Annotated in this window: 19 protein-coding genes and 3 pseudogenes; 7 read left to right on the top strand and 15 right to left on the bottom strand. The window is 71.2% G+C overall.

Annotation, left to right across the window (positions count from 1 at the left end; genetic code table 11):
- Positions 1 to 40 precede the first annotated feature (40 nt).
- Positions 41 to 2,326 (top strand): (Fe-S)-binding protein, encoded by a 2,286-nt coding sequence (locus OG736_RS00515; RefSeq protein WP_327180572.1) that lies wholly within the window; start codon positions 41 to 43, stop codon positions 2,324 to 2,326.
- Between the two features lie 70 nt (positions 2,327 to 2,396).
- Here the strand turns inward: OG736_RS00515 and OG736_RS00520 are convergent, their stop codons facing one another.
- From OG736_RS00520 to OG736_RS00550, 7 genes are all read right to left on the bottom strand, one after another.
- Entirely contained in the window at positions 2,397 to 2,795 is a 399-nt protein-coding gene (locus OG736_RS00520) for a hypothetical protein (protein WP_327180573.1), read from the bottom strand.
- A 1,084-nt stretch (positions 2,796 to 3,879) separates the two neighbouring features.
- Entirely contained in the window at positions 3,880 to 4,701 is an 822-nt protein-coding gene (locus tag OG736_RS00525; protein WP_327180574.1) for an AfsR/SARP family transcriptional regulator, read from the bottom strand.
- A 508-nt stretch (positions 4,702 to 5,209) separates the two neighbouring features.
- A complete protein-coding gene (locus OG736_RS00530) occupies positions 5,210 to 5,560 on the bottom strand; it encodes a hypothetical protein (protein WP_327180575.1) in 351 nt (116 codons plus the stop codon).
- An 832-nt stretch (positions 5,561 to 6,392) separates the two neighbouring features.
- The gene (locus OG736_RS00535; RefSeq protein ID WP_327180576.1) at positions 6,393 to 7,247 is read right to left on the bottom strand and encodes an AfsR/SARP family transcriptional regulator; all 855 of its coding nucleotides are present in this window, start codon (positions 7,245 to 7,247) and stop codon (positions 6,393 to 6,395) included.
- Positions 7,248 to 7,568: 321 nt separating this feature from the next.
- Complete coding sequence (locus tag OG736_RS00540; RefSeq protein ID WP_327180577.1) at positions 7,569 to 8,255, bottom strand: ScbR family autoregulator-binding transcription factor; 687 nt, start codon at positions 8,253 to 8,255, stop codon at positions 7,569 to 7,571.
- Positions 8,256 to 8,330: 75 nt separating this feature from the next.
- Entirely contained in the window at positions 8,331 to 9,917 is a 1,587-nt protein-coding gene (locus OG736_RS00545) for an acyl-CoA carboxylase subunit beta (protein WP_327187479.1), read from the bottom strand.
- Between the two features lie 127 nt (positions 9,918 to 10,044).
- Positions 10,045 to 10,233: an acyl-CoA carboxylase epsilon subunit gene (locus tag OG736_RS00550; RefSeq protein WP_327180578.1), complete on the bottom strand. Its 189-nt coding sequence runs from the start codon at positions 10,231 to 10,233 to the stop codon at positions 10,045 to 10,047.
- A 332-nt stretch (positions 10,234 to 10,565) separates the two neighbouring features.
- Between OG736_RS00550 and OG736_RS00555 the strand changes: the two genes are divergently transcribed.
- The gene (locus tag OG736_RS00555) at positions 10,566 to 11,558 is read left to right on the top strand and encodes a ScbA/BarX family gamma-butyrolactone biosynthesis protein (RefSeq protein ID WP_327180579.1); all 993 of its coding nucleotides are present in this window, start codon (positions 10,566 to 10,568) and stop codon (positions 11,556 to 11,558) included.
- Between the two features lie 1,299 nt (positions 11,559 to 12,857).
- Here the strand turns inward: OG736_RS00555 and OG736_RS00560 are convergent.
- Positions 12,858 to 13,787: an NAD(P)H-binding protein gene (locus tag OG736_RS00560; protein ID WP_327180580.1), complete on the bottom strand. Its 930-nt coding sequence runs from the start codon at positions 13,785 to 13,787 to the stop codon at positions 12,858 to 12,860.
- Positions 13,788 to 14,021: 234 nt separating this feature from the next.
- Here OG736_RS00560 and OG736_RS00565 point away from each other — a divergent pair, with 234 nt between their 5' ends.
- Positions 14,022 to 14,705: a ScbR family autoregulator-binding transcription factor gene (locus OG736_RS00565; RefSeq protein WP_327180581.1), complete on the top strand. Its 684-nt coding sequence runs from the start codon at positions 14,022 to 14,024 to the stop codon at positions 14,703 to 14,705.
- 360 nt (positions 14,706 to 15,065) lie between these two features.
- On the opposite strand, the gene OG736_RS00570 is transcribed toward OG736_RS00565, so the two are convergent.
- Complete coding sequence (locus OG736_RS00570; RefSeq protein ID WP_327180582.1) at positions 15,066 to 17,747, bottom strand: FAD-dependent monooxygenase; 2,682 nt, start codon at positions 17,745 to 17,747, stop codon at positions 15,066 to 15,068.
- Complete coding sequence (gene tpg, locus OG736_RS00575; protein WP_327180583.1) at positions 17,747 to 18,001, bottom strand: telomere-protecting terminal protein Tpg; 255 nt, start codon at positions 17,999 to 18,001, stop codon at positions 17,747 to 17,749. Before tpg ends, OG736_RS00570 begins: the two co-directional genes overlap by 1 nt.
- Before the next feature lie 69 nt (positions 18,002 to 18,070).
- On the opposite strand from tpg, the gene OG736_RS00580 reads away from it, so the two are divergent.
- Positions 18,071 to 18,490, top strand: a complete 420-nt coding sequence (locus OG736_RS00580) for a WapI family immunity protein (protein ID WP_327180584.1) — start codon at positions 18,071 to 18,073, stop codon at positions 18,488 to 18,490.
- 10 nt (positions 18,491 to 18,500) lie between these two features.
- Here OG736_RS00580 and OG736_RS00585 read toward each other — a convergent pair.
- Positions 18,501 to 18,809: pseudogene (locus OG736_RS00585) on the bottom strand (NF041680 family putative transposase); the annotation flags it as partial.
- Between the two features lie 308 nt (positions 18,810 to 19,117).
- On the opposite strand from OG736_RS00585, the gene OG736_RS00590 reads away from it, so the two are divergent.
- Positions 19,118 to 19,420 (top strand): hypothetical protein, encoded by a 303-nt coding sequence (locus OG736_RS00590; RefSeq protein ID WP_327180585.1) that lies wholly within the window; start codon positions 19,118 to 19,120, stop codon positions 19,418 to 19,420.
- Between the two features lie 139 nt (positions 19,421 to 19,559).
- Here the strand turns inward: OG736_RS00590 and OG736_RS00595 are convergent, their stop codons facing one another.
- The 3 genes from OG736_RS00595 to OG736_RS00605 all read right to left on the bottom strand — a co-directional run bounded on the left by OG736_RS00595 (position 19,560) and on the right by OG736_RS00605 (position 20,565).
- Complete coding sequence (locus tag OG736_RS00595; protein WP_442816986.1) at positions 19,560 to 19,736, bottom strand: hypothetical protein; 177 nt, start codon at positions 19,734 to 19,736, stop codon at positions 19,560 to 19,562.
- A complete protein-coding gene (locus OG736_RS00600) occupies positions 19,706 to 19,966 on the bottom strand; it encodes a transposase (RefSeq protein ID WP_327180586.1) in 261 nt (86 codons plus the stop codon). The genes OG736_RS00595 and OG736_RS00600 overlap by 31 nt, the downstream gene beginning before the upstream one ends.
- A gap of 113 nt (positions 19,967 to 20,079) precedes the next feature.
- Complete coding sequence (locus tag OG736_RS00605; protein ID WP_327180587.1) at positions 20,080 to 20,565, bottom strand: carboxymuconolactone decarboxylase family protein; 486 nt, start codon at positions 20,563 to 20,565, stop codon at positions 20,080 to 20,082.
- A 181-nt stretch (positions 20,566 to 20,746) separates the two neighbouring features.
- Here OG736_RS00605 and OG736_RS00610 point away from each other — a divergent pair, with 181 nt between their 5' ends.
- Positions 20,747 to 21,655: an RNA polymerase sigma-70 factor gene (locus OG736_RS00610; RefSeq protein WP_327180588.1), complete on the top strand. Its 909-nt coding sequence runs from the start codon at positions 20,747 to 20,749 to the stop codon at positions 21,653 to 21,655.
- Between the two features lie 129 nt (positions 21,656 to 21,784).
- Positions 21,785 to 22,478, top strand: a pseudogene (locus OG736_RS00615) (transposase family protein); the annotation flags it as partial.
- A gap of 25 nt (positions 22,479 to 22,503) precedes the next feature.
- On the opposite strand, the pseudogene OG736_RS00620 reads toward OG736_RS00615, so the two are convergent.
- A pseudogene (locus OG736_RS00620) lies at positions 22,504 to 23,106 on the bottom strand (transposase family protein); the annotation flags it as partial.
- Positions 23,107 to 23,335 lie beyond the last annotated feature (229 nt).

A 23,335-nucleotide genomic window follows, 5' to 3' on the forward strand; every position in this document is an offset into this window, starting at 1 on the left:
GGTTCGTAGCTTCGCTCTCGCAGGTTCGAGGAGCCCGCCCATGCAACTCGCCGCGATCATCGTTTCGCTGGCACTCATCACCGTCGGCACCGCGCTGTTCGCCCGCGCCGTCGGCGAGTTATTCCGCTACGTCAGGCTGGGCCAGCCGGTGCCCGCCGGAACCCGGACGGACAACCCCTACGCGCGCAGCGTGACGGTGGTGAAGGAGTTCCTCGGCCACACGCGGATGAACCGGTGGGGCGTCATCGGGGTGGCGCACTGGTGCGTGGCCATCGGCTTCTACACCCTGCTCGTGACGCTGGTGAACGCCACCGGCCAGCTGTTCCGGGCGGACTGGGTGCTTCCCGTCCTCGGGCACTGGCTGCCCTACGAGCTCTTCGTCGAGGTGATCGGCACACTCACGGTGGCCGGCATCGCCGTGCTCATCGTGATCCGGCAGCTGAACCTGCCCTCGCGCCCCGGCCGCAAGTCCCGCTTCGCCGGCTCCAAGTCCGGTCAGGCGTACTTCATCGAGTCCGTCATCATCACCATCGGCCTCGCGATCATGACCTTGCGCGGCCTGGAGGGCGCCCTCGCGGGCGTCGAGCACTGGGAACCGGCGTACCTGGTCTCCTATGTGCTGGTCGCCGCCTTCTCGGGGCTGGACGACGCCACGCTGGAGAACCTGGTCTACCTGGTCGCGATGATCAAAATCAGTGTCTCGTTCATCTGGATGATCGTCATCTCGCTGAACACGAACATGGGTGTGGCCTGGCACCGTTTCCTGGCGTTCCCGAACATCTGGTTCAAGCGCAACGCCGGCGGCGCCACCGCGCTGGGCGCCCTGCTGCCGATGACGTCGGGCGGCAAACCGATCGACTTCGCCGACCCCGGCGACGACGACGTCTTCGGCGTCTCCCAGGTCGAGCAGTTCTCCTGGAAGGGCCTGCTGGACTTCTCCACCTGCACCGAGTGCGGCCGCTGCCAGTCCCAGTGCCCCGCCTGGAACACCGGCAAGCCCCTCTCCCCCAAGCTCCTGATCATGTCGCTGCGCGACCACGCCCACGCCAAGGCCCCCTACCTCCTCGCCGGCGGCGGCAAGACCATGGAGGGCGAGGAGAAGGCATCGGCCGAGCAGCTGGCGGGCGTGCCCGCCGCCGCGCTCGCCGAGGCCGAACGCCCGCTGATCGGCACCGCCGAAGAAGGCGGTGTCATCGACCCGGACGTGCTGTGGTCGTGCACCACCTGCGGCGCCTGCGTCGAGCAGTGCCCCGTCGACATCGAGCACGTCGACCACATCGTCGACATGCGCCGCTACCAGGTGATGATCGAGTCCGCGTTCCCGTCCGAGGCGGGCACCATGCTCAAGAACCTGGAGAAGAAGGGCAACCCCTGGGGCCTGGCGAAGAAGCAGCGCCTGGAGTGGCTCAAGGAGGTCGACTTCGACATCCCCGTCGTCGGCCGCGACATCGAGGACCTCTCCGAGGTCGAGTACCTGTACTGGGTCGGCTGCGCCGGCGCCCTCGAGGACCGCGCGAAGAAGACCACCAAGGCCTTCGCCGAACTCCTGCACATCGCGGGCGTCAAGTTCGCGATCATGGGCGGCGACGAGAAGTGCACCGGCGACTCCGCCCGCCGCCTCGGCAACGAGCCCCTCTTCCAGGAACTCGGCATGGACAACGTCATGTCCCTCAACGCCGCGTTCGGCGAGGAGACGGACGACGACGGCAACGTCACGGCCGAGTCGAAGAAGCCGAAGTCGGCGAAGAAGATCGTCGCGACCTGCCCGCACTGCCTCAACACCCTCGGCAACGAATACCCGCAGCTCGGCGGCGACTACGAGGTCATCCACCACACCCAGCTGCTCCAGCACCTCATCGACGAGGGCAAACTCATCCCCGTCACCCCGGTCGAGGGCCTCATCACCTACCACGACCCCTGCTACCTGGGCCGCCACAACAAGATCTACACGCCCCCGCGCGAGATCATCGCGAGCGTCCCCGGCCTGCGCAACGAGGAGATGCACCGCCACAAGGAACGCGGCTTCTGCTGCGGCGCCGGCGGCGCACGGATGTGGATGGAGGAACGGATCGGCAAGCGCATCAACAACGAGCGCGTCGACGAAGCCCTCTCCCTCAACCCCGACATCGTCTCCACCGCCTGCCCGTTCTGCCTCGTCATGCTCACCGACTCCGTCAACGGCAAGAAGAACGAAGGCAAGGCCAAGGAGACCGTCCAGGTCGTCGACGTCTCCCAACTCCTCCTGGAGTCGGTCAAGACCCCGGTGGATCCGGCGGGTCCGCCCCGGACCGACGAGACGGCGGCACAGCCCGAGCACGTCCGGTAGCCGTCCGGCGCCGCCGGACACCGCCGGACGCTGCCGCCGGGACGACGCGCGGCAGCGCCACTCACCGCTCTCACCGCTCCCCCGGCGGCCGGGACCGGGCCCGGTAGCGGCTGAACGCCTCACGAGCGTCCGCGACGCACGTCCCGTGAGGCCTCAGGCCGCCCGGCTCGTCCTGTGCCGGCCGGGCGTGCCGGGCGATCTCCGCGGGGTCCGGGCGCACGGGACGGCGCACCACCACCCCGGGCACAGCGAGCCGGCAGGAACTGACCACGCCCGCAAACGGGAACGTGAGCACCAGCCACGGGTGTTGCTGGACGCCGCGTTCCTCCGACAGCTCCCGCGCGCCCGCACCCCCTCCTCCCCCGTACGGCTCGCCGGCCTCCGCGGCCCCGCCCGGCACCTCATCCCGCTCGTCGACGCGGTCGACCCGCTCACTCGTGGCACCCGCCCCGGCAGGACGCACCGTCAACCCGACGCCGGGCGCCCCGGCCGGCCGGCGGCCTGTCCCTTGGGACCGTTGTGCGGCCGCCGGTCCCCGCGTCTGGCCGGAATCAGCGCGTCCGGGTCGGCCCGGCTCTTTTCATGAATCATGGACCAGAGGGTGATTGATTCCCCGGGACGGTGCCGGGGAAATCACTCACGGCCGGGTACGGGAACACGGTGTCCGCACCGTCCGGGAAACCCCGCGGCGGTCGCACCGGCAAACCCGCCGCCGATGACCATGGCGTCGAAAAGCCAGGAAACCCGAAGACGGACCGGACGCCACGAGAGGCCTTATCCGGTTCCGTTTCTGCCGTACTCGCGAGTCGCGTGAAGATTCTTTCCGTTCCCGCAAAGCGTATGCGCAGAAAAGAATGCGGGTACCGGCGGGAATGGTGTCATCGCCCACATGGCCCGGCAAGACATCCGCAATGACCTTCAGGGATTTCTGCCGGATTCCCGGCTCCCGCTCCACGAAAGGCGTCGCAAAGGAGCGGTAATGACACGGCACGTCAGCCTGCGGGCCGAGCCGGGCCGGCGGGCCGGAGAGGCGGCGGGCCGGAGAGCCTGCGGGCCGGCGGGCCGGCGGGCCGGCGGGCCGGCGGGCCGGCGGTTGATCCGGCGGGCCGAAAGGCGGCGGGAGGCCGGGAGTCGACCGCTGGGCCGGAGAGGCGGCGGGCCCGCAGACGGCGCGCCGCACCGGTGCGTGGCGCAGGACCGCGTCGGGCCGGTGGCAGGGGCGGCGGCCGGGAGCCTTCGTCTCGCACCGCGCGAGCACCCGCCCGGCGCGGCCGCCGGCCGGCAGTCCGCGGTCCGCGGTCCGGGTCCGGGGTCCGGGGAGGGTGGTCTTCCCCGTCTGTCGTCACCTTGCCCGCCCGCGCCGCGGGCCGGCGCTCCCGTCCGCTGCCGGCCCGCCGCGTGCGCGCGGGGCGGGCCGGCCCCGTGAACGCACGCGGCGGGCCGTGCTGTCCGGCTCACCGGCCGGCATGCTCAGTCACAGCACCGAAGCGCTTCGGGAGCGAAGGTTTCCGCACAGCTTCTGAGTACGACTCGAGCCCCCGCTCCGGCCGGTCTCAGGCGGCATAGAGATCGAAGGTCGAGGTGCGCCGCAGTCCGGCGGCGACATCCAGCTGCGGGTCGACGGCCAGCATGGCCTGGTGCAGCCGCTGTACCTGCGGCGAGGGCTCGACGCCCAGCTCCTCGATCAGGCGGATGCGCAGCTTGCGGAAGATGGACAGGGCCGACGCCTGCCGCCCCGACCGGTACATCGCCACCATGGCCTGCGAGTGCAGTCCTTCGTGCTGCGGGTAGCGCGCCGTCAGCTCGGCCAGTTCGGCGATGAGTTCGGAGTGCCGGCCGAGCCGCAGATCGGCGTCGATGCGCCGCTCGACGGTGCCCAGGCGGCTCTCCTCCAGGCGCATGACCTCGATCCCGAGGATCGGCCCGACCCGTACGTCGACCAGCGCGGGGCCGCGCCACAGGTCCAGCGCCTGCCGGAAACGGTCGGCCGATCTCTCGTCGTCGCCTGCCTCGAAAGCCGCCCGTCCTTCCGTGACCATGCTTTCGTACTCGTGCACATCGACACTCTCGGGCGGTATCTGCAGCAGATAGCCGCCGTGCCGGGTGGCGAGCACCTCCTTGGCCGCGCCGGGGGCGTCGGGCCCCATCGCGGTGCCCAGACGCCGGCGCAGCTGGAGGATGTAGGTCTGCAAAGTGGTGAGTGCGCTCTGCGGCGGCTCCGTTCCCCAGATTTCCTCCATGAGCATGGGGACCGGCATCACCCGTCCGGGATAGAGGGCGAGCAGAGAAAGAATCTGCCGCGGCTTACCGGCCGTCGGGACAATCGACCCCCCGTTGACCTCGGCACTCAACGGACCCAGAACCTGAATCTTCACTGCGTTCCTCCGTACCTCGTCGAGTTCCTCTCGTGGCTGAATCTCATCGCCGTAAGCACACTAGCGGGAATCACGCCACGCCCGGCTTTCCTCGACCGGAGTTCGAGAGCGTTTCAACTCGATACCGGGGCCCTTAAATCGATCCACTCGAGAAGGGATGAACGGCTGCTGGAGCGGCTCAAGAATGAACGAACGGCGGCTGGAGCGAAGTGCGTCCGGCGTAACACAGAAGACTCTTTCCGGTCACCGTCGAAGCGAATTCCGTTTGTGGAGGAAAACGGAATTCACGGTACCGGCCGGCGGGTGAGCGGCTCCGGGAGGACAACACGCAGGACGGCATGCGCGGTGCGTGCGGCACGGCGGCCGCGCGGCCGCGTACGCCGCCGCGGACAGGCCCGTGTCCCGCGCGCGGCCGGGGCGGTCGCCGGCTCCGGTCAGAGGGCGCGACGGGTGGAGCGGGACCGTTCCGGGCGGGCTGCGGGAGAGCCGCGAAGCCGCTGACCCGCCGTCAATGCGCCCAGGGCGGCGCAGCGGCGGGGATGCGCCTGCCGAGACGCTCCGCGCGGCCGTCGTCCACGTCCTGGCGGAGCGGATGCGCCTGGCGCCGGCTGCCGCTTCGCTTCGCTTCGGGTGCCGGAGCCGGCGGGCCGCGCCGGTTCCTGATCCGGTCCGGGGGCCGCCGGTGGCCCGGGGCCGCCTGCACGAAGCCGTGCCGCACCGCCTCGACGGCATCGGCGGTGCCGAGGACCCGCGTCGCCCCGGCACCGCCGATGCCGGGGCCGGAAGAAGAAGAGGGGTGGGCACCCAGGCCGGAGCCTTGTGGGCCGGGGCAGACCGCCGGGCTGCCGGGGGTGCGCATCGCTCCGGGCGCGGACGGACCGCCCCTCCTCGCCGGGATCCCGGCCGGCACTCCCCCGCGGCAGCCAGGGGCGAAGGACCCTGACCGGGGGTCACCGGACGAGCCGCGGCCCCCGAGCGGGCGGTGCGTCACGTCCCGGCGTCTTCACGCGGACAGGCCTGCGGCCGCGCCGCCCGGCGCGGACGGCCCCGAACGGGCGGGAGCGCCGCGGCGGCCGGGACAGCTCCGGCGGGCGAGACGGCCGAGCGGGCCCCGGAGGGGGAAGCGGGCGGGGGGAAGCGGGCCGGGGTGCGCACCGCCCGTGAAGGCGTCGGATGCGGTGCACGCTCAAGGGGTGGTGGTGCCGGGCCGTCGAGCGGGCGGTGTCCTGGCTGCGGGCCGGCGGCGCGGGTGAGCGGGAGGGCGCCGGCGGTGAGCAGGACCGCCTTGGATCATCCGCACCCAGGCGGTGCCTTTCGTGCCGCCGGTCGTCACATGGCCGGTCGTCAGCAGGCCGGCCGGTGCGACGGTGCGCGCCGGCCCCCGTATGTACGGCCGCGTGTGCCCGGGTCCTCGCCGCGGGCGGTCCCCGTGATCCACTGCCCGTCCCGGCGATCGCCTGGCCGTCCCGGCGAATGGTCTGGCCGTCCCGGCGAATGGGCTGGCCGTTCCCGGAGTTGCCGCCGTGCGCTGCCGCTGCGGGCGGTGGGTGCGCCTCACCGCGCGGGACACGGTCCGGGGGCGGCGTGGCGGGCTGTCCGGGTGGGGGTCTTTCGTGCCTGCCGCTTTCCAGGGCTCCGGCGGGCCGGGTGTCAGCGGGCGGCGCGGGAGCCCTGGAAGGCGGTGCGGTGGCTCAACTGGTGGGGACGAGGCGTTCCTTGGCGGTGCCGGCGGCCACCGGCGCGGGCTCGGGGCTGGCCGTGAGGATGGAGCGCTGCATGCGCTGCAGCCCCGCGGACGGCTCCAGGCCGAGGTCGCGTACGAGTGTGGCGCGCAGCCGCTGGTAGACCTCCAGGGCCTCGCCCCGCCGTCCCGAGCGGTACAGGGCGAGCATGAACTGGCCGTGCAGGCTCTCGTGGGTGCGGTAGCGGTTGACCAGGACGGTCAGCTCGGCCAGCAGTTCGCGGTGGCGTCCCAGCCGCAGGTCGGCCTCGATGCGCTGGTCGAGTGCGCACAGCCGGTTCTCCTCCAGTCGCTTGATCTCCATGTCCAGCTGCTCGCCGGTCTGGACGTCCGCGAAGGCGGTGCCGGTCCACAGGGCGAGTGCCTCGCGCAGCTGCCGTGCGGCGCCGGGGAAGTCACCGGCGTCCATGGCCCGGTATCCCATGCCCGACAGGCGCTCGAAGGTGCGGACGTCGCTCGCGCCGCCGCCGCTCGCCAGCAGGTAGCCGCTGGGCATGGTGACCAGTACTTCCTTGGCGGTGCGCCGCGCGCACGTGCCGTCGGCGGCCTGCGGCCCGCCGTGCCCGTCCCTGTCCAGGGCCACGGCGATGAGTTCGCGCAGCTGCAGGACGTAGGTCTGCAGGGTGGTGCGGGCGCTGCGCGGCGGGGTGGTGCCCCAGAGCTCCTCGATCAGGTCGGAGACGGACACCACCCGGTCGGCGTGCAGCGCCAGCAGGGCCAGGACCTGGCGGGGCTTGGGGGCCGTCGGCGTGATGGAGACCCCGTTCTCCTGTACGGCCAATGCGCCGAGTATCTCGATGTCCACTCGATCTCCCCTGTTTTATGCCCGAGTGCTCCGGTCGGTGGGTGGCCGTCGACGGGTGTCTGTGCGGCCGTCGACAGGTGCCAGTCCGGCGCCTTGCCAAGGCTAAGAACAGCACGCACGGTCTGTCAATATCAAACCGCACATCCTGTATTTTCTTCTCCCGGTCGAAGCGCATACAGTCCCAGACTGGGTCAAATACCCCGCCCGGGGCGGAACTTACGGGTCCGGGAGGCCCGTTCCGGGGCCGCGCCGGAGCCCCCGGGGAGAGGAAACAGGGATCCGCACTCCCGCGGCGGGCCGCTGGACAGACCGCTTGGTCTGTTATCGGTCGGGGCTGACCTGCGCGGACCGCTCCTGCGCGGGCCGCTCGCGCGGGGGGAGCACGGCCGGGCGCTGCGAGCCGGCGCACACCAGGGCGTCCAGGTCGCGGTGGTCGGCCAGCCGCGGCAGCAGCACCTCCCAGAAGCCGGTGATGGTCTGCCGCGACAGCCAGGAGGCGTCCTGGCCGCCGAGCACCCCGAAGCCCGCGGTGGCGGCGATGATGACGCGGGCGCCGTCCGCGCCGGAGACGCCTTGGGCCAGGGCGCCGCTGTGCTCGGCCCGGCGCAGTACGTCCTCCACCCAGTGCTGCCACTGGGTGCGCGGGGAGGGTTCTCCCCGGCGTGCGGTGTCGCCGGCGAGTTCGAAGCCGCCGCGCACGACGGTGTCGCGGGCGAGGCTGCCCATCAGCTCGTGGGTGGCGTCCACCACCGACTGCAGGCTGGAGCCGCCCTGGCGGGCCTGCGCCGCCTCGGTGATGCGGCGCACGGCCTCGGCGGCCTCGGCCTCGACGGCTTCGGCGAGCATGTGCTTGTTGGCGAAGTGGAAGTGCAGCGCGCCGTTGCTGACCCCGGCGCGCCGGCTGATGGTGGACAGCGACGCGGTGACGAATCCCTCCTCGGCGAACACCGTGGCCGCGGCCTGGATCAGTGCCTGCCGGGTGCGGGCCGCTCGCTGCTGTTTGACCATGTGCGCTTCTCCTGAGAAACGGGAGGCCGAAGGGCCGGCACCGCACCGGCGTCGGCGGCTCCCACGAACGTCGTGCTATTGCGGGGGGTTGCCGTGCTTGCGCGAGGGAAGGTCGGCGTGTTTGCTGCGCAGCATGGCCAGGGAGCGGATGAGGACCCCGCGGGTCGCGGCGGGGTCGATGACGTCGTCGACCAGGCCGCGTTCGGCCGCGTAGTAGGGGTGCATGAGCTCGGAGCGGTACTCCTTGACCATCTTCTGGCGCATGGCCTCGGGGTCCTCGGCCTCGGCGATCTGGCGGCGGAAGATGACGTTGGCGGCGCCTTCGGCGCCCATCACGGCGATCTCGTTCGTCGGCCAGGCCAGCGTCAGGTCGGCGCCGATGGACTGGGAGTCCATGACGATGTAGGCGCCGCCGTAGGCCTTGCGCAGGATCAGCGAGATCCGCGGCACGGTGGCGTTGCAGTAGGCGTAGAGCAGCTTCGCACCGTGCCGGATGATGCCGCCGTGCTCCTGGTCGACGCCGGGCAGGAAGCCGGGGACGTCCAGCAGGGTGATGATCGGGATGTTGAAGGCGTCGCACATCTGCACGAAGCGTGCGGCCTTCTCCGAGGCCCCGATGTCCAGGACACCGGCAAGGCTCTGGGGCTGGTTGGCGACGATGGCGACGGGCCGGCCGTCCAGGCGGGCCAGGGCGCAGATGATGTTGCGGGCCCAGCGCTCGTGGACCAGGAGGTACTCGCCGTCGTCGACGATCTCCCCGATGACCTCGCTCATGTCGTAGGGCCGGTTGCCGTCCGCGGGGACCAGGTCGAGGAGGCGCTCGGCGCGCCGGTCGGCCGGGTCGGCGCAGGGCTCCGCGGGCGGGGCCTCCCGGTTGTTCTGCGGGAGCAGGGACAGCAGGTAGCGCACCTCGGCGAGGCAGGTCTCCTCGTCGTCGTAGGCGAAGTGGCACACGCCGGAGGTCTCGGCGTGCACGTCGGCGCCGCCCAGGCCGTTCTGGGTGATCTCCTCGCCGGTGACGGCCCGCACGACGTCGGGGCCGGTGATGAACATCTGTGAGGTGTCGCGGACCATGAAGACGAAGTCGGTCAGGGCGGGGCTGTAGGCGGCGCCGCCCGCGCAGGGGCCCAGGATGACGGAGATCTGCGGGATGACGCCGGAGGCGCGGGTGTTGCGCTGGAAGATGCCGCCGTAGCCGGCGAGCGCGGAGACGCCCTCCTGGATACGGGCGCCGGCGCCGTCGTTGAGCGAGACCAGCGGGGCTCCGGTAGCGATGGCCATGTCCATGATCTTGTGGATCTTCGCGGCGTGGGCCTCGCCCAGCGCGCCGCCGAAGATGCGGAAGTCGTGCGCGTACACGAAGACGGTACGTCCGTCGACCGTGCCCCAGCCGGTGATCACACCGTCCGTGTACGGCTTCTTCACCTCGAGCCCGAAACCGGTCGCCCGGTGCCGGCGCAGCTGCTCGACCTCCTGGAAGGAGCCCGGGTCCAGGAGCAGTTCGATCCGCTCGCGGGCGGTCAGCTTGCCCTTGGCGTGCTGGGCCGCGGTCGCCCGCTCACCGGGCCCGGCCAGCGCCTGCTCACGGATGCTGTGCAGTTCCGCCACGCGCCCGCGTATATCGGTGGGCCCCGGTTCGATCGGTGCCAGGGCAGTCGTCATCGCCATGTCAGGTGCCTTCCTGGGGCAAGGCCGAGGAGGTCCCGCCCCGGGTCCGTCGAGCATCTTAACAAACCGCCTGAGCGGTTTCTGTCGGTGGGAGGGAATCCGCCAGGGATTCCCCCGCCCGTCAGCGCCAGCTGTCGGGTGCCGTGTAGGCGCCCGGTCCGCGCGACCAGCGCATCCGGGCGGCCGGCGCCTGGCCGGCCGTCTGCCGTGCGTCTGCCTGCAGGGCGAGCAGCACCGCGACCACGGCGGCCAGTTCCGCCTCGTCGGGCCGGCCTCGCTCCACCCTGATCAGGGCTTCTTCCGTCCCCATCCGAGCGGTCCCCCTTTCTCGGGCCTGCAGACACCGTCGGTCAGGCCACTCAAGAACGGCTTTGAGATCGCTCGAGATGCGGGACAGGGGGCGTCCTGCGCGCAGCGGTCCGCGGCCGGGCCCGCGCACCGCGGTGACCCCGCAGGACCCGGGGGTCACGGGCGGTCACCGCGGCCGCCGGGTGATCATCCATACATTTGGGAATACATCACTCCATTTTTCACGGGACTGGAGTGCCGCGTTCCTTCTAGAAATTAAACCGGGTGGTATGTATCTTCGCTGTCCTGAGGGATCTGCCACTCATATTCAAGCCAAGGCACTCAGGGGGACCCATGTCTGCGAGCACGTTCCGTCTGAACGGCGCGGTATCCGGCGCGGTACGCAACCAGAACGGCCCAACGCCCCTGGCAGGAACCGGCGCCCTCCTCTTCCGGTCCCTGACCACCACCGTCCCGAAGGAACTCGTCCACCGCGCGAGCGTCGCCGAGGTCATGCTGACCGACTGGGCGCGCGTGGACGACGAGCGCTTCACCGTCTCCGCCCAGTGGCCGCGCGGGCACAGCTTCTTCGCCGCCGTGGACGGCTGCCACGACCCGCTGATCGCAGCCGAAACGATCCGGCAGGCCGGATCGCTCCTGGCCCACGCGGAGTTCGGCGTCCCCCTCGACCACCACTTCCTCATGTGGGACCTCGCGATCGCCGTCGAGCCCGCGCACCTGTGCGTCGGCAACGCGCCCGCCTCGGTCGAACTGGAGATCTCCTGCAGCGACATCAAGCGCCGCCGCGGCGAACTGGCCGGCCTCCACTACGACGCGGTGATCCGCCGCGGCGGCCACATCGCCGCCACCGGAGGCGCCACCTTCACCTGCACCTCCGCCAAGGTCTACGAACGCCTGCGCGGCGAGCGCGCCGCCAGCATGCAGCGCCCGCTGCCGCTGACCGCCCCGGCCGCGCCCCAGAACGTCGGCCGCGTCTCCCCCATGGACGTCGTGCTGTCCCCCATCGGACAGCCCGACCGCTGGCAGCTGCGGGCCGACACCGCCCACCCCATCCTCTTCGACCACCCCGTCGACCACGTGCCCGGAATGGTGCTGCTGGAAGCCGCCCGCCAGGCCACCGCGGCCGTCCTGGGCCACAGCACGCTCCCGCTCGACATCACCAGCGAATTCACCAAGTACGCGGAACTGGACGCCCCCTGCCTCATCGAGGCCCGCCGCCTGACCCGCACCCCCGCCCAGCGCGGACCCGCCGTCCTCGTCACCGCCCACCAGCACGGAACACCCGTCTTCCGCTCCACCGTGACAGCAGCACCGCTCACGATTTGAACCACCGGACCCCGGCCCGGCCCGCAGGACACAGACCGTAGGCCACGGGGGGCGTAGGCCACGGGGGGCGTAGGCCACGGGGGGCGTAGGCCACGGGGCGCGGGGCCGTAGGGCGCGGAGGCGCAAGGCCCACGCCGCAGGACGCGGGACGCGGGACGCGGGACACGGGGCGCGGGGCGCGGGCCCCGACCGCAGGGCGCGGGCCGCAGGACGCGGGGCCCCGACCACTAGGACACGGACCGCAGGACGCGGGGCCCGACCACAAGAACACGGACCGCAGGACGCGGGCTGCAGGACGCGGGGCCCCGACCGCAGGGCGCGGGCCGGCGGGCGGCGCGGCCCTGACGCCGTGCCGCGGCCGTCCCCGCCCGCTGCGCCCGCCAGGCCCGCCCGCCGGGCGCAGCGGGCGGGGGCAAGCAGGCGGGGCAGCGGGCGGGGGCCCTGTGGTGGCCGGCCCGTACCCGGGCCGGCCACCGACCGGCCCTCACCGCATCCGCGGCCGTCCCCCGCCCCCGCTCTGCCGGTGCCCGCCCCGAGAGGGACAGCCGCGTCGGCCCATGACCGTGACGGCGGCGCCGCTCACGGCCATGAGACCCCCGGCCGCAAGAGCGCCGGCCGGCGCGGCCCTGCCACCGCGCCGGACCCCCACCCGCTGCGCGCCGCCTCCCCCGCACGCTGCGCGCCGCCCTCCCCCGCACGGGCGCGCAGCGGGCACCGGCGGCCGGCCCTGCGCCGGCCCGCCCCCTGCATGCTCACGCTGCTCGACGAGTTCGAACGCCAGGGTGTCCGGCCGGCCGCGACGGGGCCGCGCCGCAGCGGGGATCGCCCGGCAGGCGGCAAGAAGGCCGTACCGCCCCTCGAGGCCGAAGACCACAACGGGCGGCAGTCCCGACCACGTTCACCGCCTCCGTCTGCACCTGCGCCTCCGCCTGCGTCCGCGCCTCCGCCTGGGTCTGCGTCCGCGCCTCCGCCTGGGTCTGCGTCTGCGTCTGCGTCCGCGCCTGCACCTGCGCCTCCGCCTGGGTCTGCGTCCGCGCCTGCGTCTGCGCCGAGGACGGCGTCACCTGGACCGCCCTCGCCGAGGGCCCGGTCCCGGCTTCGGTGACGCATGGGCAGCTGCTCCACCATCATGACGAGCGCCACGCCCGCGAGTTCTCTCCCCCGGTGCGGTCCTTCCTCGCCCGCCTGCCCGGCGCGGACCCGGCGACCGTCGCCCTCTGCGCCGTCGTCCTCGTGTTCCGGGGCGCGGGGCGCGCGGCGGGGGGCGCGCGGCGGGGGGCGCGCGGCGGGGGGCCGGCCCTACGGGGCCGCGTCCGTCCCGCCCGCCCCGGCTCCCGATGCCCGGGGCCCGGCCTCCGGCGTCCGCGGGCCGGCCGCAGCGGTGACCGCGCCGAAGGACGCGACATGCGCTGCGGCCCACTGCCGGAAGGTCCGCGCCGGACGGCCCGTCAGCCTGCTGACGGTGTCCTGCACCCCCGCCTTGGCACCCGCCTTCAGCCGCTGCGCACTGTCCAGCAGCGCCTCGACCACCGCCGGCGGGAAACGCCCGGCCAGAGCGGCGCGCGCCTGCCCGGGGCTCAGCTCCTCGAACCGCAGCTCCACACCCAGCAGAGCACCGAGCTGCCGCGTCTGCTCGACGGCACTGAGCGCCTGCGGCCCCGTCAGGGTGTAGGCGCGCCCGGCATGCCCCTCCTCGGTCAGCACCCGCACCGCCGCCCGCGCCACGTCCGCCGGATCCACACAGGCATGAGCCGCCTCCCCGTACAGGGCACGCACCACACCCTCACCGCGCACCGAGCCCGCCCAGGACAGGGAATTGGACATGAACGCCCGCGGACGCAGCAGGGTCCACTCCATACCCGAAGCCCGCAGCAGCTCCTCACTCTCACGCTGCCACCGGGTGATCAGGTCACCGGCCCCCTCGTCCAGGACGGCCGCCGCCGACAGTTTCACCACCCGCCGCACACCCGCCGCCCGCGCCGCGGCCACGAACACCTCATCGTCAGCGCCCGCGACCCGGGCCGTGACCAGGAACGCCGTACGCACCCCCCGCAGAGCCCGCGCCAGCGAACCCGGATCCCCGTAGTCCCCGGCCACCCTCTCCACCCCCGCCGCCACCCCCCTCACCTTCGCCGGATCCCTGGCCATGACCCGCACCCCCGCCCCGGCCGGCAGCCGCCCCACCACTTCCCGCCCCACCGTCCCCGTGGCCCCCGTCACCAAAATCACCGCACACCCCTCCCCGCCCGCCCCCGCCGTCCCACGACCCGCCCACCCCTGCCCTGACGCCGGCACGACCTGCTCACCACTGCTCCGACACCCTTCCGCCCCGGCAGATCCGGGACAACTCATTGAACGTCGTACAGCCGCAAGGGGTGCGTGAACCCCAACCGCCTGTAAGATACAAACTGGGCGGTTTTTTTAATGGGTCTCCGGGCTCATCGAAACAGAAGGAGACCGAACGTGGTGAAGCAGGACAGGGCGATCCGGACCCGGCAGACCATCCTCGCGGCAGCAGCCAAGGTCTTCGAGGAACACGGCTACCAGGCCGCGACGATCAGCGAGATCCTCACCACCGCCGGGGTGACCAAGGGCGCGCTCTACTTCCACTTCCCCTCCAAGGAACACCTCGCCGAGGGAGTCCTGCACGAACAGGACCAGCTGCTGCCCATCCCCGACCGCGCCTGCAAGATCCAGCAGTTCGTCGACACGGTCATGCTGCACGCCCACCGCCTGCAGACCGACGCCATGGTCCGCGCCGGCGTACGCCTCTCCCTCGACCAGCAGGCACTCGGCCTCGACCGCAGCGGACCCTTCCTGCGCTGGTCGCAGATCTCCCGCGACCTCCTCGAAAAAGCCCAGGCCCAGAGCGAACTCCTCCCCCACGTCAACGCGGTCGAGACCGCCGACGTCATGGTCGGATCCTTCGCCGGCGTCCAGGCCATGTCCCAGGCCGTCTGCGACCACCAGGACCTCCCCCAGCGGGTCAACGCCCTCCTGCGCCACGTCCTGCCCAGCGTCGTGATGCCCTCCGTCCTGGCCTCCGTCGACCTCACCGGCGCCCGCGGCGCCGCCGTCGACGCCGAACTGCGCGCCGCCCGCCCCGCCCAGCAGCCCCCCGCCGCCCAGCCCGCCCCCGTCAGCTGACCGCACCAGCAGACGCACCCCCCGCACCAGCCGGCACACCCCCCGCCCCGGCCGGCCCCCGCCGGCCTCCTCACCCGGGCCCGCCCCCTCACCCCGGGCCGGCCCCCGCCTGCCGGCCACACCGGCCGGCACACCCCCGCCCGCCCCGGCGCACCGCAGCACCCTCCCAGCACACCGGCCGGGCCCTCCCGGCCGGACACCCACACGGCACAGCCGTCCGGCCGCACCAGCAGCGCCGCACCCCCGCCCCCGGCGCCACCCGGCCCGCCCCCCGTCACCGGGCCGCACCCGCCGGCACACCCCCCGGCCACCCGCACCGGCACACCCGAAGACACCCCCAGCACACCGCCCGGGCCCCCCTCACCCCACCACACCGGCCGGCACACCCCCCACCTTCACCGGCGCACCGAAATACTCCTCCAGCGCACCGGCCGGCCCCTCCCGGCCGGACGCCCAGGCGATATAACCGTCCGGACGCACCAGCAGCGCATCACACTCCAGCCCCGCCACCGCCTCGCACTGCACCACCCGCACCAGCCCCGCCCACCCCCGCGCCTCCTCCCCGAACCCGCCGCCCGCACCCCGCTCACCGAACAGCAGCAGCACCGGCCCGCCCCCGCCCAGCAACGCGATCACATCCGTACGCCCCTCACGCGTCACCAGCGCCACATTGGGCAAGAACCTGCCCTCCCAGAACACCGGATGCCGCCCCCGCGCCGGCAGCACCGTGTCCTGCGCACTCACCATCGACGCCAGCAGCCCCGCCTCCCCGCCCCCCGCCAGCAACTCACCGAACAACGCCCGCAACGGCTCCAGCTCCGGCCCGGGCCGCATCAGCGCCAACTGCGCCCGCGTATGGTCGATCACCCGCTGCGCAGCCGGCCGCCGCTCCTGGTCATACGTGTCCAGCAGCCCCGCACCCGCCCACCCCCGCACCGCGAACGCCAGCTTCCACCCCAGATCCACCGCATCCAGCAACCCCGTGCTCAACCCCTGCCCCCCGATGGGGAAATGCACATGCGCCGCATCCCCCACCAGAAAAACCCGCCCCCGGCGATAACAACCGGCCAGCCGCGAAAAATCACTGAACCGGCTCAGCCACCGCCCCTCCCCCATCGCCACCTCACGCCCCACGATCCACGACACCTCACGCCGCAACTCCTCCAACGTCGGCGCCACCCGCCACCCCACACACGGCCCCGCACAATTCACCGTCCGCAACCGCACCCACCCCCCCGCCACCTCCTTCACCACAACCCACCCCCGCTCCGTCCGATGCCACCCCGCCACCAAAGACCCCCCCACCCCCAACCGCACATCACCCGCCAACGCCGACACCGTCGCCGGATACACCCCCGACTCAAAACCCCCCTGCTCCCGCACCACACTGCGCGCCCCGTCCGCCCCCACCACAAACAACCCCCGACACACCACCGACCCGAACGCACCCCGCGCCGTCACCACCACCCCACCACGCCACTGCCGCACCCCCACCACCCGACACCCCCGCAACACCCGCACCCCCAACCCCCGCGCCCGCCCCTCAAAATGAGCCTCCAACACCTCCTGCCCACACTTCAACACCGGCTCCGGCTCCACACCCGGCGCCGAAACAACCAACCCCGGAATCCCCGCAAAATGAAACACCACCCCACCACCCACACCCACACCAAAACCACCACCCGCACCCGAAACACCAGCCAGACCCGAACCAAAACCTGAGCCACCACCCGAACCCACACCCACACCCGAAACACCACCCGAACCACGACCAACACCCGAACCAACACGAGGACCCGAACCACGACCCACGCCACAGACACCGCCAGACCCAGCACCACAACCCGGGCCAGCACCACAACCCCGGCCAGGACCACAACCCGGACCAGAAACACCACTCACCCCAGGACCACACCCCCCGCCAAAAGCACCGCCCCCCTCAGAGCCCCGGCCCGAACCCGAGCCCGAACCCGAGCCCGAACCCGAGCCCGAACCAGGACCCGAACCAGGACCCGAACCAGGACCCGAACCAGGACCCGAACCGGGACCCGAACCGGGACCGGAGCCGGGGAAACGACGGCCCCCCGCACCCACCAGCCCACCCAGATGACCACGCCGCACCAGACACTGCACCGCACGCGCATGCACCGTCGTCGCCCTCGGCCGCCCCGACACCACCACCTCCGACTCCACCACCACCACCCGCACCCCCCACCCCGCCAACTCACACGCCACCACCAACCCCACCGGCCCACCCCCCACCACCACCACATCCGCCTCCACCACACCCGACACACCCGACACACCCGCAGTACCCGACACACCCGCAGTACCCGACATCACCGGCTCCCCCCGCCAACAACCCAACACGGACAACACCAACAAAAGCCCCGGCCCCCACACAGACCCGGACCCTCCCCTACCAGAACAACTCCCACCCCCCACAAGCCAGTTGACACACCCAACCCGGCCACACACCAGCCGACCAGAAATATACCGGTTATGCGGTTCTTCGCAAGAGACACACAACCCCACCACCAACCAAACACCACCAACCCACCACCCACACCCCCCACCAAACCCACCCCCACCCCCACCCCCACCACCACCGGCAGAAACCTCGACCGCAAAGACAGAAGCACCAGCCGCCCTTCGCAACCGCCGTGCAAGCCGAGGCGATATGCGCGCAGCAGCCGAACCAATCGCGCAACAGCCATTCACGACAGGCCGTGCCCCACCGGGCCCCTGAGCCCGGCAGGCACAGCAGCCGCACACCCCCACCCCGACCCGCCACACACCCATCACACGGGCACCACCCCCGCTCCGGCCGGCAACCAGGTCAGCGCAGGAAGCGGCGTTCCACACCCCCCTTTGGGCGCCGGCCCCCAGCCCCTTCCCGCCGTCCCGGACACCGCCGCTGCGCGGGCGGGAACTGCCGCGGAGCGAGCCGCCGTCCAGCCACCGCCTGCCGTCGCCGAAATCCTGGAGCCGGCCGCCCAGAGGCGCCCCCTCGGTCCAGGACCGGAGCGACCCGCCTGACATCACTGCAGCCCGAAATCGACGTAGTCGATGTCCGTGAACTCGACCGTGAGATCTCCGGCGCGGCGGCCGACGTCTTTGAAGTACACCTCCTGCAGTCCTTCCGCGGCGATCCGCTCCAGCTCGCTCTCGAACGCGCCCAGTTCGCGGGCAGAGAAGAGCCGGCCCGCGTACTCGGCAGGCGGGGACTGGGTGAGACGGCGCACGCGTCCGTCATCGGTGGTGCCGGGCGCGGCGGTGAATACGGAACGTGGCATCCTTCGGCCGTGCGACTTACTGATCGAACAGGCGGCATCGTTCTGCGGGCGCTCCGTTACCAGTTTCCAGTGGCCAGTGGTGACCGCTGGGACGACAACTGGCTCGTCATTGGGGCCGAAGTCACCACTCCGGCGGCCAACTGGTCGTTCACGGACTCGTGTCTACTGGTTGACGAAGCGCGCGAGTTGTCCGCATGGCTGCGTGCTGTCGCAGCCGGGAGGCGGCCGGACGCGAACCCGGACCCGGAAGGGCACCTCGTCCCGGACCTTTCGTTCCTCGAACCGGTCCTCGCCTTCAGCCAGGTTGGGTGGCACGACGGCACGGGAGTACTGCGGGTTCACCTCTCGCTTGAGGCCGCGCCTCCGCAGCGGCACGATGAGGACCTGGATCTCCATCAATACGTAATCGAGGTCGCGACAGACCGGGCCGAGTTGATGCGGGCAGCGGAGGAATGGGACGAGCGCCTTGCGCAGTTTCCCCTGCGCTGAGGCTGCAAGCTCATCCTGTGCGTCGAGGTTGGTTCCGTTCTTGTGGGGAGTGGGGCGGCTGTAGGACTGGCCTGTGGCGAGGACCCGGCCGACGTCGTGACGAGTGGCCGGGTGGCGGTTCTTCGACCCTGCCGGACGGCCGGGTCCGGGGCCGGACGGTTTCGGTGCACCGGCTGGTGAGCCGGTCTTCGCGTGCAGGTTTCTGAACCCTCTGCGGACACGAGCCGGGTGAGTTCGTTCGGTTCGGTCGGCTTTCCCAGGGTCGCCGGAGGTCGGTGGTGAGACGACGGGCGAGCCGGAGTTGGGTGTGGGCGGCGACTGGGGCGGGCTGGACTAGGGTCTGTCGTTTGGATCACCGTGGCGGAGGGAGCCGAGAAGGCAGCCGATGGGCCAGCGGTTGATCAGGGTGTGGGCTGCCGTGGAACAATCCGTGGGGGGGAACGCGCGAGGGGGGTCGTGATGCGGCGGGGACATCGGGCGTTGCTTTGTGCGCTCATGGTGATTTTTGCGTCCACTGCGTCTGGGTGCTTCGCTCGTTACGAGGCGTGTCCCGGGGAGGGCGGCCGACCCGATGAGCTGGGGGTTGACAACCTCGTGGGCACCTATCGGAACCCGTTGGGAAGTTCTGTGACCCTGCGGGGCGATGGTTCCTTCACGACGGTGGCGTGGCCTGCTGGCCTCGACGAGGCAACTGGACCCGTGGACCGGAGACGAGGCAGTGGACGGTGGGAACTCAGCGACGGCAGTCGCAATGATTTCGACGTTGCGCTCTCCTTCTACGAGATCAACGACTATGAGGTCGGCCCGGGCAGTTACGGATCCGGTTTCGACATCAGCGGCACCCGTGAGGATCTGCGGCTGTATGCGTGGGTCGGTGACCCTGATGACTGCGCCAACATGAGCACTTTCAGTAGTGAGCCGCCCGCTTGATCCTGCTGATCAGTCAGTTCCCAGTCGGGTTCAGAGTCTGGAAAGGTTGGCGGTGATACTCGCCCACGATCAACCAGCTCTTTTGTGGTCAGGCGTGTCCACCAGCAAAGCGTCTGGGGTAGCCGTGCTTGGCCGTGGTTCACCGGGCGGACCAGAGGAAGATGCCCGCGATGTGGAGTCCGGCCAGGTAGATGGTGGCTGTCTTCTCGTAGCGGGTTGCGATGGCGCGCCATTGCTTCAGGCGGTTGATGCACCGCTCGGTGGAGTCCACCGAGACGGCCCAGTTCAGGTCATCGTCCGCGTCTGCTTGGGCCACCAAAGCGGTGAAGACCCGCTCCAGGTGCCGTCGACGGCCCACATCCGCAGCCGGTTGTAGACACCTCCCCAGTTGCCGTATTTCTCCGGCAGGTGGACCCACTGGGTGCCGGTCTGGAACTTGAAGGCGATCGCATCAATCACTTCGCGGTGGTCACGCCACCGGCCACCCCGTTTCGGCGTCCGGTCCGGGAGTAACAGCTCGATTCGCGCCCACTGCGCATCAGCCAACGGCGCACCCGGACCAAACGATCAGATGATCCAAACGAAGCGCCCTAGTTCCCGACCGCTCCCGCACGACCGGGACCGGCCCCGATCCTTCGATCGGGGCCGGTCCCGGTGCGTCAACCGGCGACGGCGGTCAGGGTGCCGGGCACGTAGGATCCACCCTGGTTGTTGAGGATCACGCCGAGCCGGTTGGTCGCGTTGATCATGGCGACGAGGGAGACGAGAGCGATGGCCTGCTCCTCGTCGTAGTGCTTGCGCACCCGGGCCCAGGTCTCGTCAGTGACCCCTGCATATCCGTCGATGATGCGGGTGCCCTCCTCGGTGAGGGCCAGCGCGGCCCGCTCGGCGTCGGTGAACACGGTGGAGTGCCGCCAGGTGGCGACGAGGCTGAGCCGGGCCGCGTCCTCGCCGGCCGCGGCGGCGTCCTTGCTGTGGATGTCGACACAGAAGCCGCAGCCGTTGATCTGGCTGGCTCGCAGCTGCACCAACTCCTGGGTGGATTTGGGCAGCGGCGACTCCTGGATGACCTGGCTGACGGCGTAGATCCGCTTGCCGACCTTCGTGCCGAGCTCGGTGTCGAACAGGTTCATACGGGTTTCCATCGGGGCTTCCTCACTCATGGAATCGTGTGACTGATGCCCATGAGGCGCCGGTCGCCGCGCTCCTGTGACACGGGGCGGATGTGACGTGGGCCACGGGGCGCGGCTGTCACGGAACCGGGGTCAGCGGCGTCCCGTGTACGACACGCACCACAGGTAGCGAGACAGAAGTCGGGAACTGACGATGGTGGACAGGGATGCCGGTACCGATGCGGGGGCGGCCACGACCATGGCCACGGCCACGGATAGCTTCATTGCCCATCGCAATCTGCTGTTCACGGTGGCCTACGAGATGCTGGGCTCGGCGGCCGACGCCGAGGACGTCCTCCAGGAGACGTGGCTGCGCTGGTCGGGCGTCGAGCACACCACAGTCCGCGACCCGCGCGCCTTCCTGGTCCGCATCACCACCCGCCAGTCCCTGACCCGCCTTCGCGCACTCCGCCGCCGCAAGGAGTCCTACGTCGGCCCGTGGCTGCCCGAGCCGCTGCTCATCGCGCCCGACGTGGCCGAGGACGTCGAGCTCGCGGACAGCGTCTCCATGGCGATGCTCCTCGTACTGGAGACCCTCGCGCCGACCGAGCGTGCCGTGTTCGTGCTGCGGGACGTCTTCGACCTGGACTACGACGAGATCGCGCAGGCAGTCGACAAGACCCCGCCCGCCGTCCGCCAGATCGCGCACCGCGCCCGCGCCCACGTCGCCGCGCGCCGCCCTCGCGAGACGGTCTCCCCGTCCCAGACCCGCGACGCGCTCGCCGCCTTCCAACAGGCGGTGGAAACAGGCGACTTGACCGGACTCCTCAACATGATCGCCCCGGACGTCGTCCTCCTGACGGATGGCGGCGGAGTCGTCCGGGCCGCCGTGGAACCGGTGGTGGGCGTGGCCGACGTGACCGAGGTCCTGGCCAGGCTCAGCGGCGCCCGGCTGCAACCGACCCTGGTCAACGGCCACCCGGCCCTGATCATCCGCCGCGACGGCCGGATCGACACAATCGTGGCCCTCCGTCTGGACGCCGGCCTCATCACCGGCCTTTACGCCGTTCGCAATCCCGAGAAGCTGTCACGCATGAACCGCAAGACGGCGATAGGCCGCTGACGCCGGGACCGCCGCCTGGGCCAGCGCCGCAACGGGCGTGTCACCGCGGGAACCGGAGGTCCGGTCCGTCGGTTCGCGCAGGGGAACAGCTGTCCCGTAAGTGATCTTGATGTGCGATGGTCTTGGACTGTGGCTGGTGTAATCACGGCGTCAGAGCCGTCTTGGATAGCCCCGTTCACCGGGCTGAGCCCACGCGCCTTCGGCAAGTTGGTGACTCAACTGCGCCGCGAGGGCGCCGGCGCGCCGGACCGTGGCCGGCCTTGGAAGCTCCCGCTTCAGGCCCGGGTGCTGTTGGTGGCCGCGTACTGGCGCACCAACCTGGCGCTGAGGCAACTGGCGCCCCTGTTCGGGGTGTCGAAGTCGGCGGCCGACCGGGTCATCGACCACCTCGGACCGAAGCTCGCGCTCCCGCCGCGGCGCCGCTTCCGCAAGGACGCCGTGCTGATCGTGGACGGCACCCTGGTGCCGACCCGCGATCACACCGTGGCTGAGCAGTCGAAGAACTATCGGCACTCGACCAACCATCAGGTGGTCGTCGACGCCGACACCCGGCCGATGGTCGTGCTCGGGGCCGGCCACTGCCGGGCAACCGCAATGACTGCCGGGCCTGGGTCGAGTCCGGCGCGAAGGACGCCGTCGGAAAGACCGTAACGAACGCCGACGGCGGCTACCGCGGAACGGGACTGGTCATCCCTCACCGCCGTCGCAGCGCGGACGAAGAACTCCCCGACGGGAACCAGGCGCACAACAAGAGCCACAGGCAGGTCCGGGCCCGCGTTGAGCACGTCCTTGCCGCATGAAGACCTGGAAGATCTTGCGCGACTGAACGGGCCGTCGGCCAGGAGCTGGGTCAGTCCCAGATGTCGGGCCTGGGTGATGTCGGCGCAGCTGCCCGGCCGGACCGGGCTGCAGAACAGCACGCGCCCGTCCGCGCTTGTGAGGACCATGGTCTTCACCGCGTTCTGCTTGGTCTTGCCGGAGACGAACGTGTCCCGGTCTTTGCGGCCTGCGGCCGGGCGCCGCACTCGGATCTCCGTGCCGTCGATGATCCCGGTCCGACCATCGCCGCCCAGGTACTCGACGACCTCGGCGAGAGTACGCAGCCGGACATCCGGTGTGACGGTACATCCCCGCTGCGCGAGCAGGGGCCGCACCTCGCCGATGGCGCGGGTGACGGTGGAGCGGTCCACGCCGAACCAGCAGGCCAGCACGTCATGAGTGGTGCCATGTCGCAGACTCACTAACGTGGCCAGCAGCCGGTCGACGAAGACGAACCTGTGCTTCGCCCCAGCCCCTACGGCCCGCCGCCGCTGCCGAGCCGTCAGGCGTGCTTGATGCTGTTCGTGCCACAACGGCCCTACCTCGGCGACGAGTTCCGGGATCACTCTCGACGACAGCCCGGCAACCCGATACTCCGACATGACGGGCTCCCGCGCCCCAGCCCCCATCATGACCAGTTCAACGACCTACCGGGCATCGAGCCACGGCCTATCGTGCACGAGGTCGTTAGCCCCGTAACACCAACCCCTGGACCAGCAGGACCGACTCTCACCAACACCGACGCGAAGCCTAGAGATCGCAGCCGCCTCGATGGAGCGTGAGCGGAGTCAAATCCGGCGCAGCGTCAGCCGAGGCGGCCGGAGGCCGCGCAGCGAGGGCGAGAGCGCAGCGGACGCCTGG

The sequence above is a fragment of the Streptomyces sp. NBC_01334 genome, assembly GCF_035983595.1.
Taxonomy (GTDB): Bacteria; Actinomycetota; Actinomycetes; order Streptomycetales; family Streptomycetaceae; genus Streptomyces; species Streptomyces coriariae.

Bases quoted from the DNA above. Each gene is read 5' to 3' on its own strand.
- OG736_RS00515 (WP_327180572.1), top strand. From the start codon at position 41: ATGCAACTCGCCGCGATCATCGTTTCGCTGGCACTCATCACCGTCGGC.
- OG736_RS00530 (WP_327180575.1), bottom strand. From the start codon at position 5,560: ATGCGCACCCCCGGCAGCCCGGCGGTCTGCCCCGGCCCACAAGGCTCC.
- OG736_RS00540 (WP_327180577.1), bottom strand. From the start codon at position 8,255: ATGGTCAAACAGCAGCGAGCGGCCCGCACCCGGCAGGCACTGATCCAG.
- OG736_RS00545 (WP_327187479.1), bottom strand. From the start codon at position 9,917: ATGACGACTGCCCTGGCACCGATCGAACCGGGGCCCACCGATATACGC.
- OG736_RS00550 (WP_327180578.1), bottom strand. From the start codon at position 10,233: ATGGGGACGGAAGAAGCCCTGATCAGGGTGGAGCGAGGCCGGCCCGAC.
- OG736_RS00555 (WP_327180579.1), top strand. From the start codon at position 10,566: ATGTCTGCGAGCACGTTCCGTCTGAACGGCGCGGTATCCGGCGCGGTA.
- OG736_RS00570 (WP_327180582.1), bottom strand. From the start codon at position 17,747: ATGTCAGGCGGGTCGCTCCGGTCCTGGACCGAGGGGGCGCCTCTGGGC.
- tpg (WP_327180583.1), bottom strand. From the start codon at position 18,001: ATGCCACGTTCCGTATTCACCGCCGCGCCCGGCACCACCGATGACGGA.
- OG736_RS00605 (WP_327180587.1), bottom strand. From the start codon at position 20,565: ATGGAAACCCGTATGAACCTGTTCGACACCGAGCTCGGCACGAAGGTC.
- OG736_RS00610 (WP_327180588.1), top strand. From the start codon at position 20,747: ATGGTGGACAGGGATGCCGGTACCGATGCGGGGGCGGCCACGACCATG.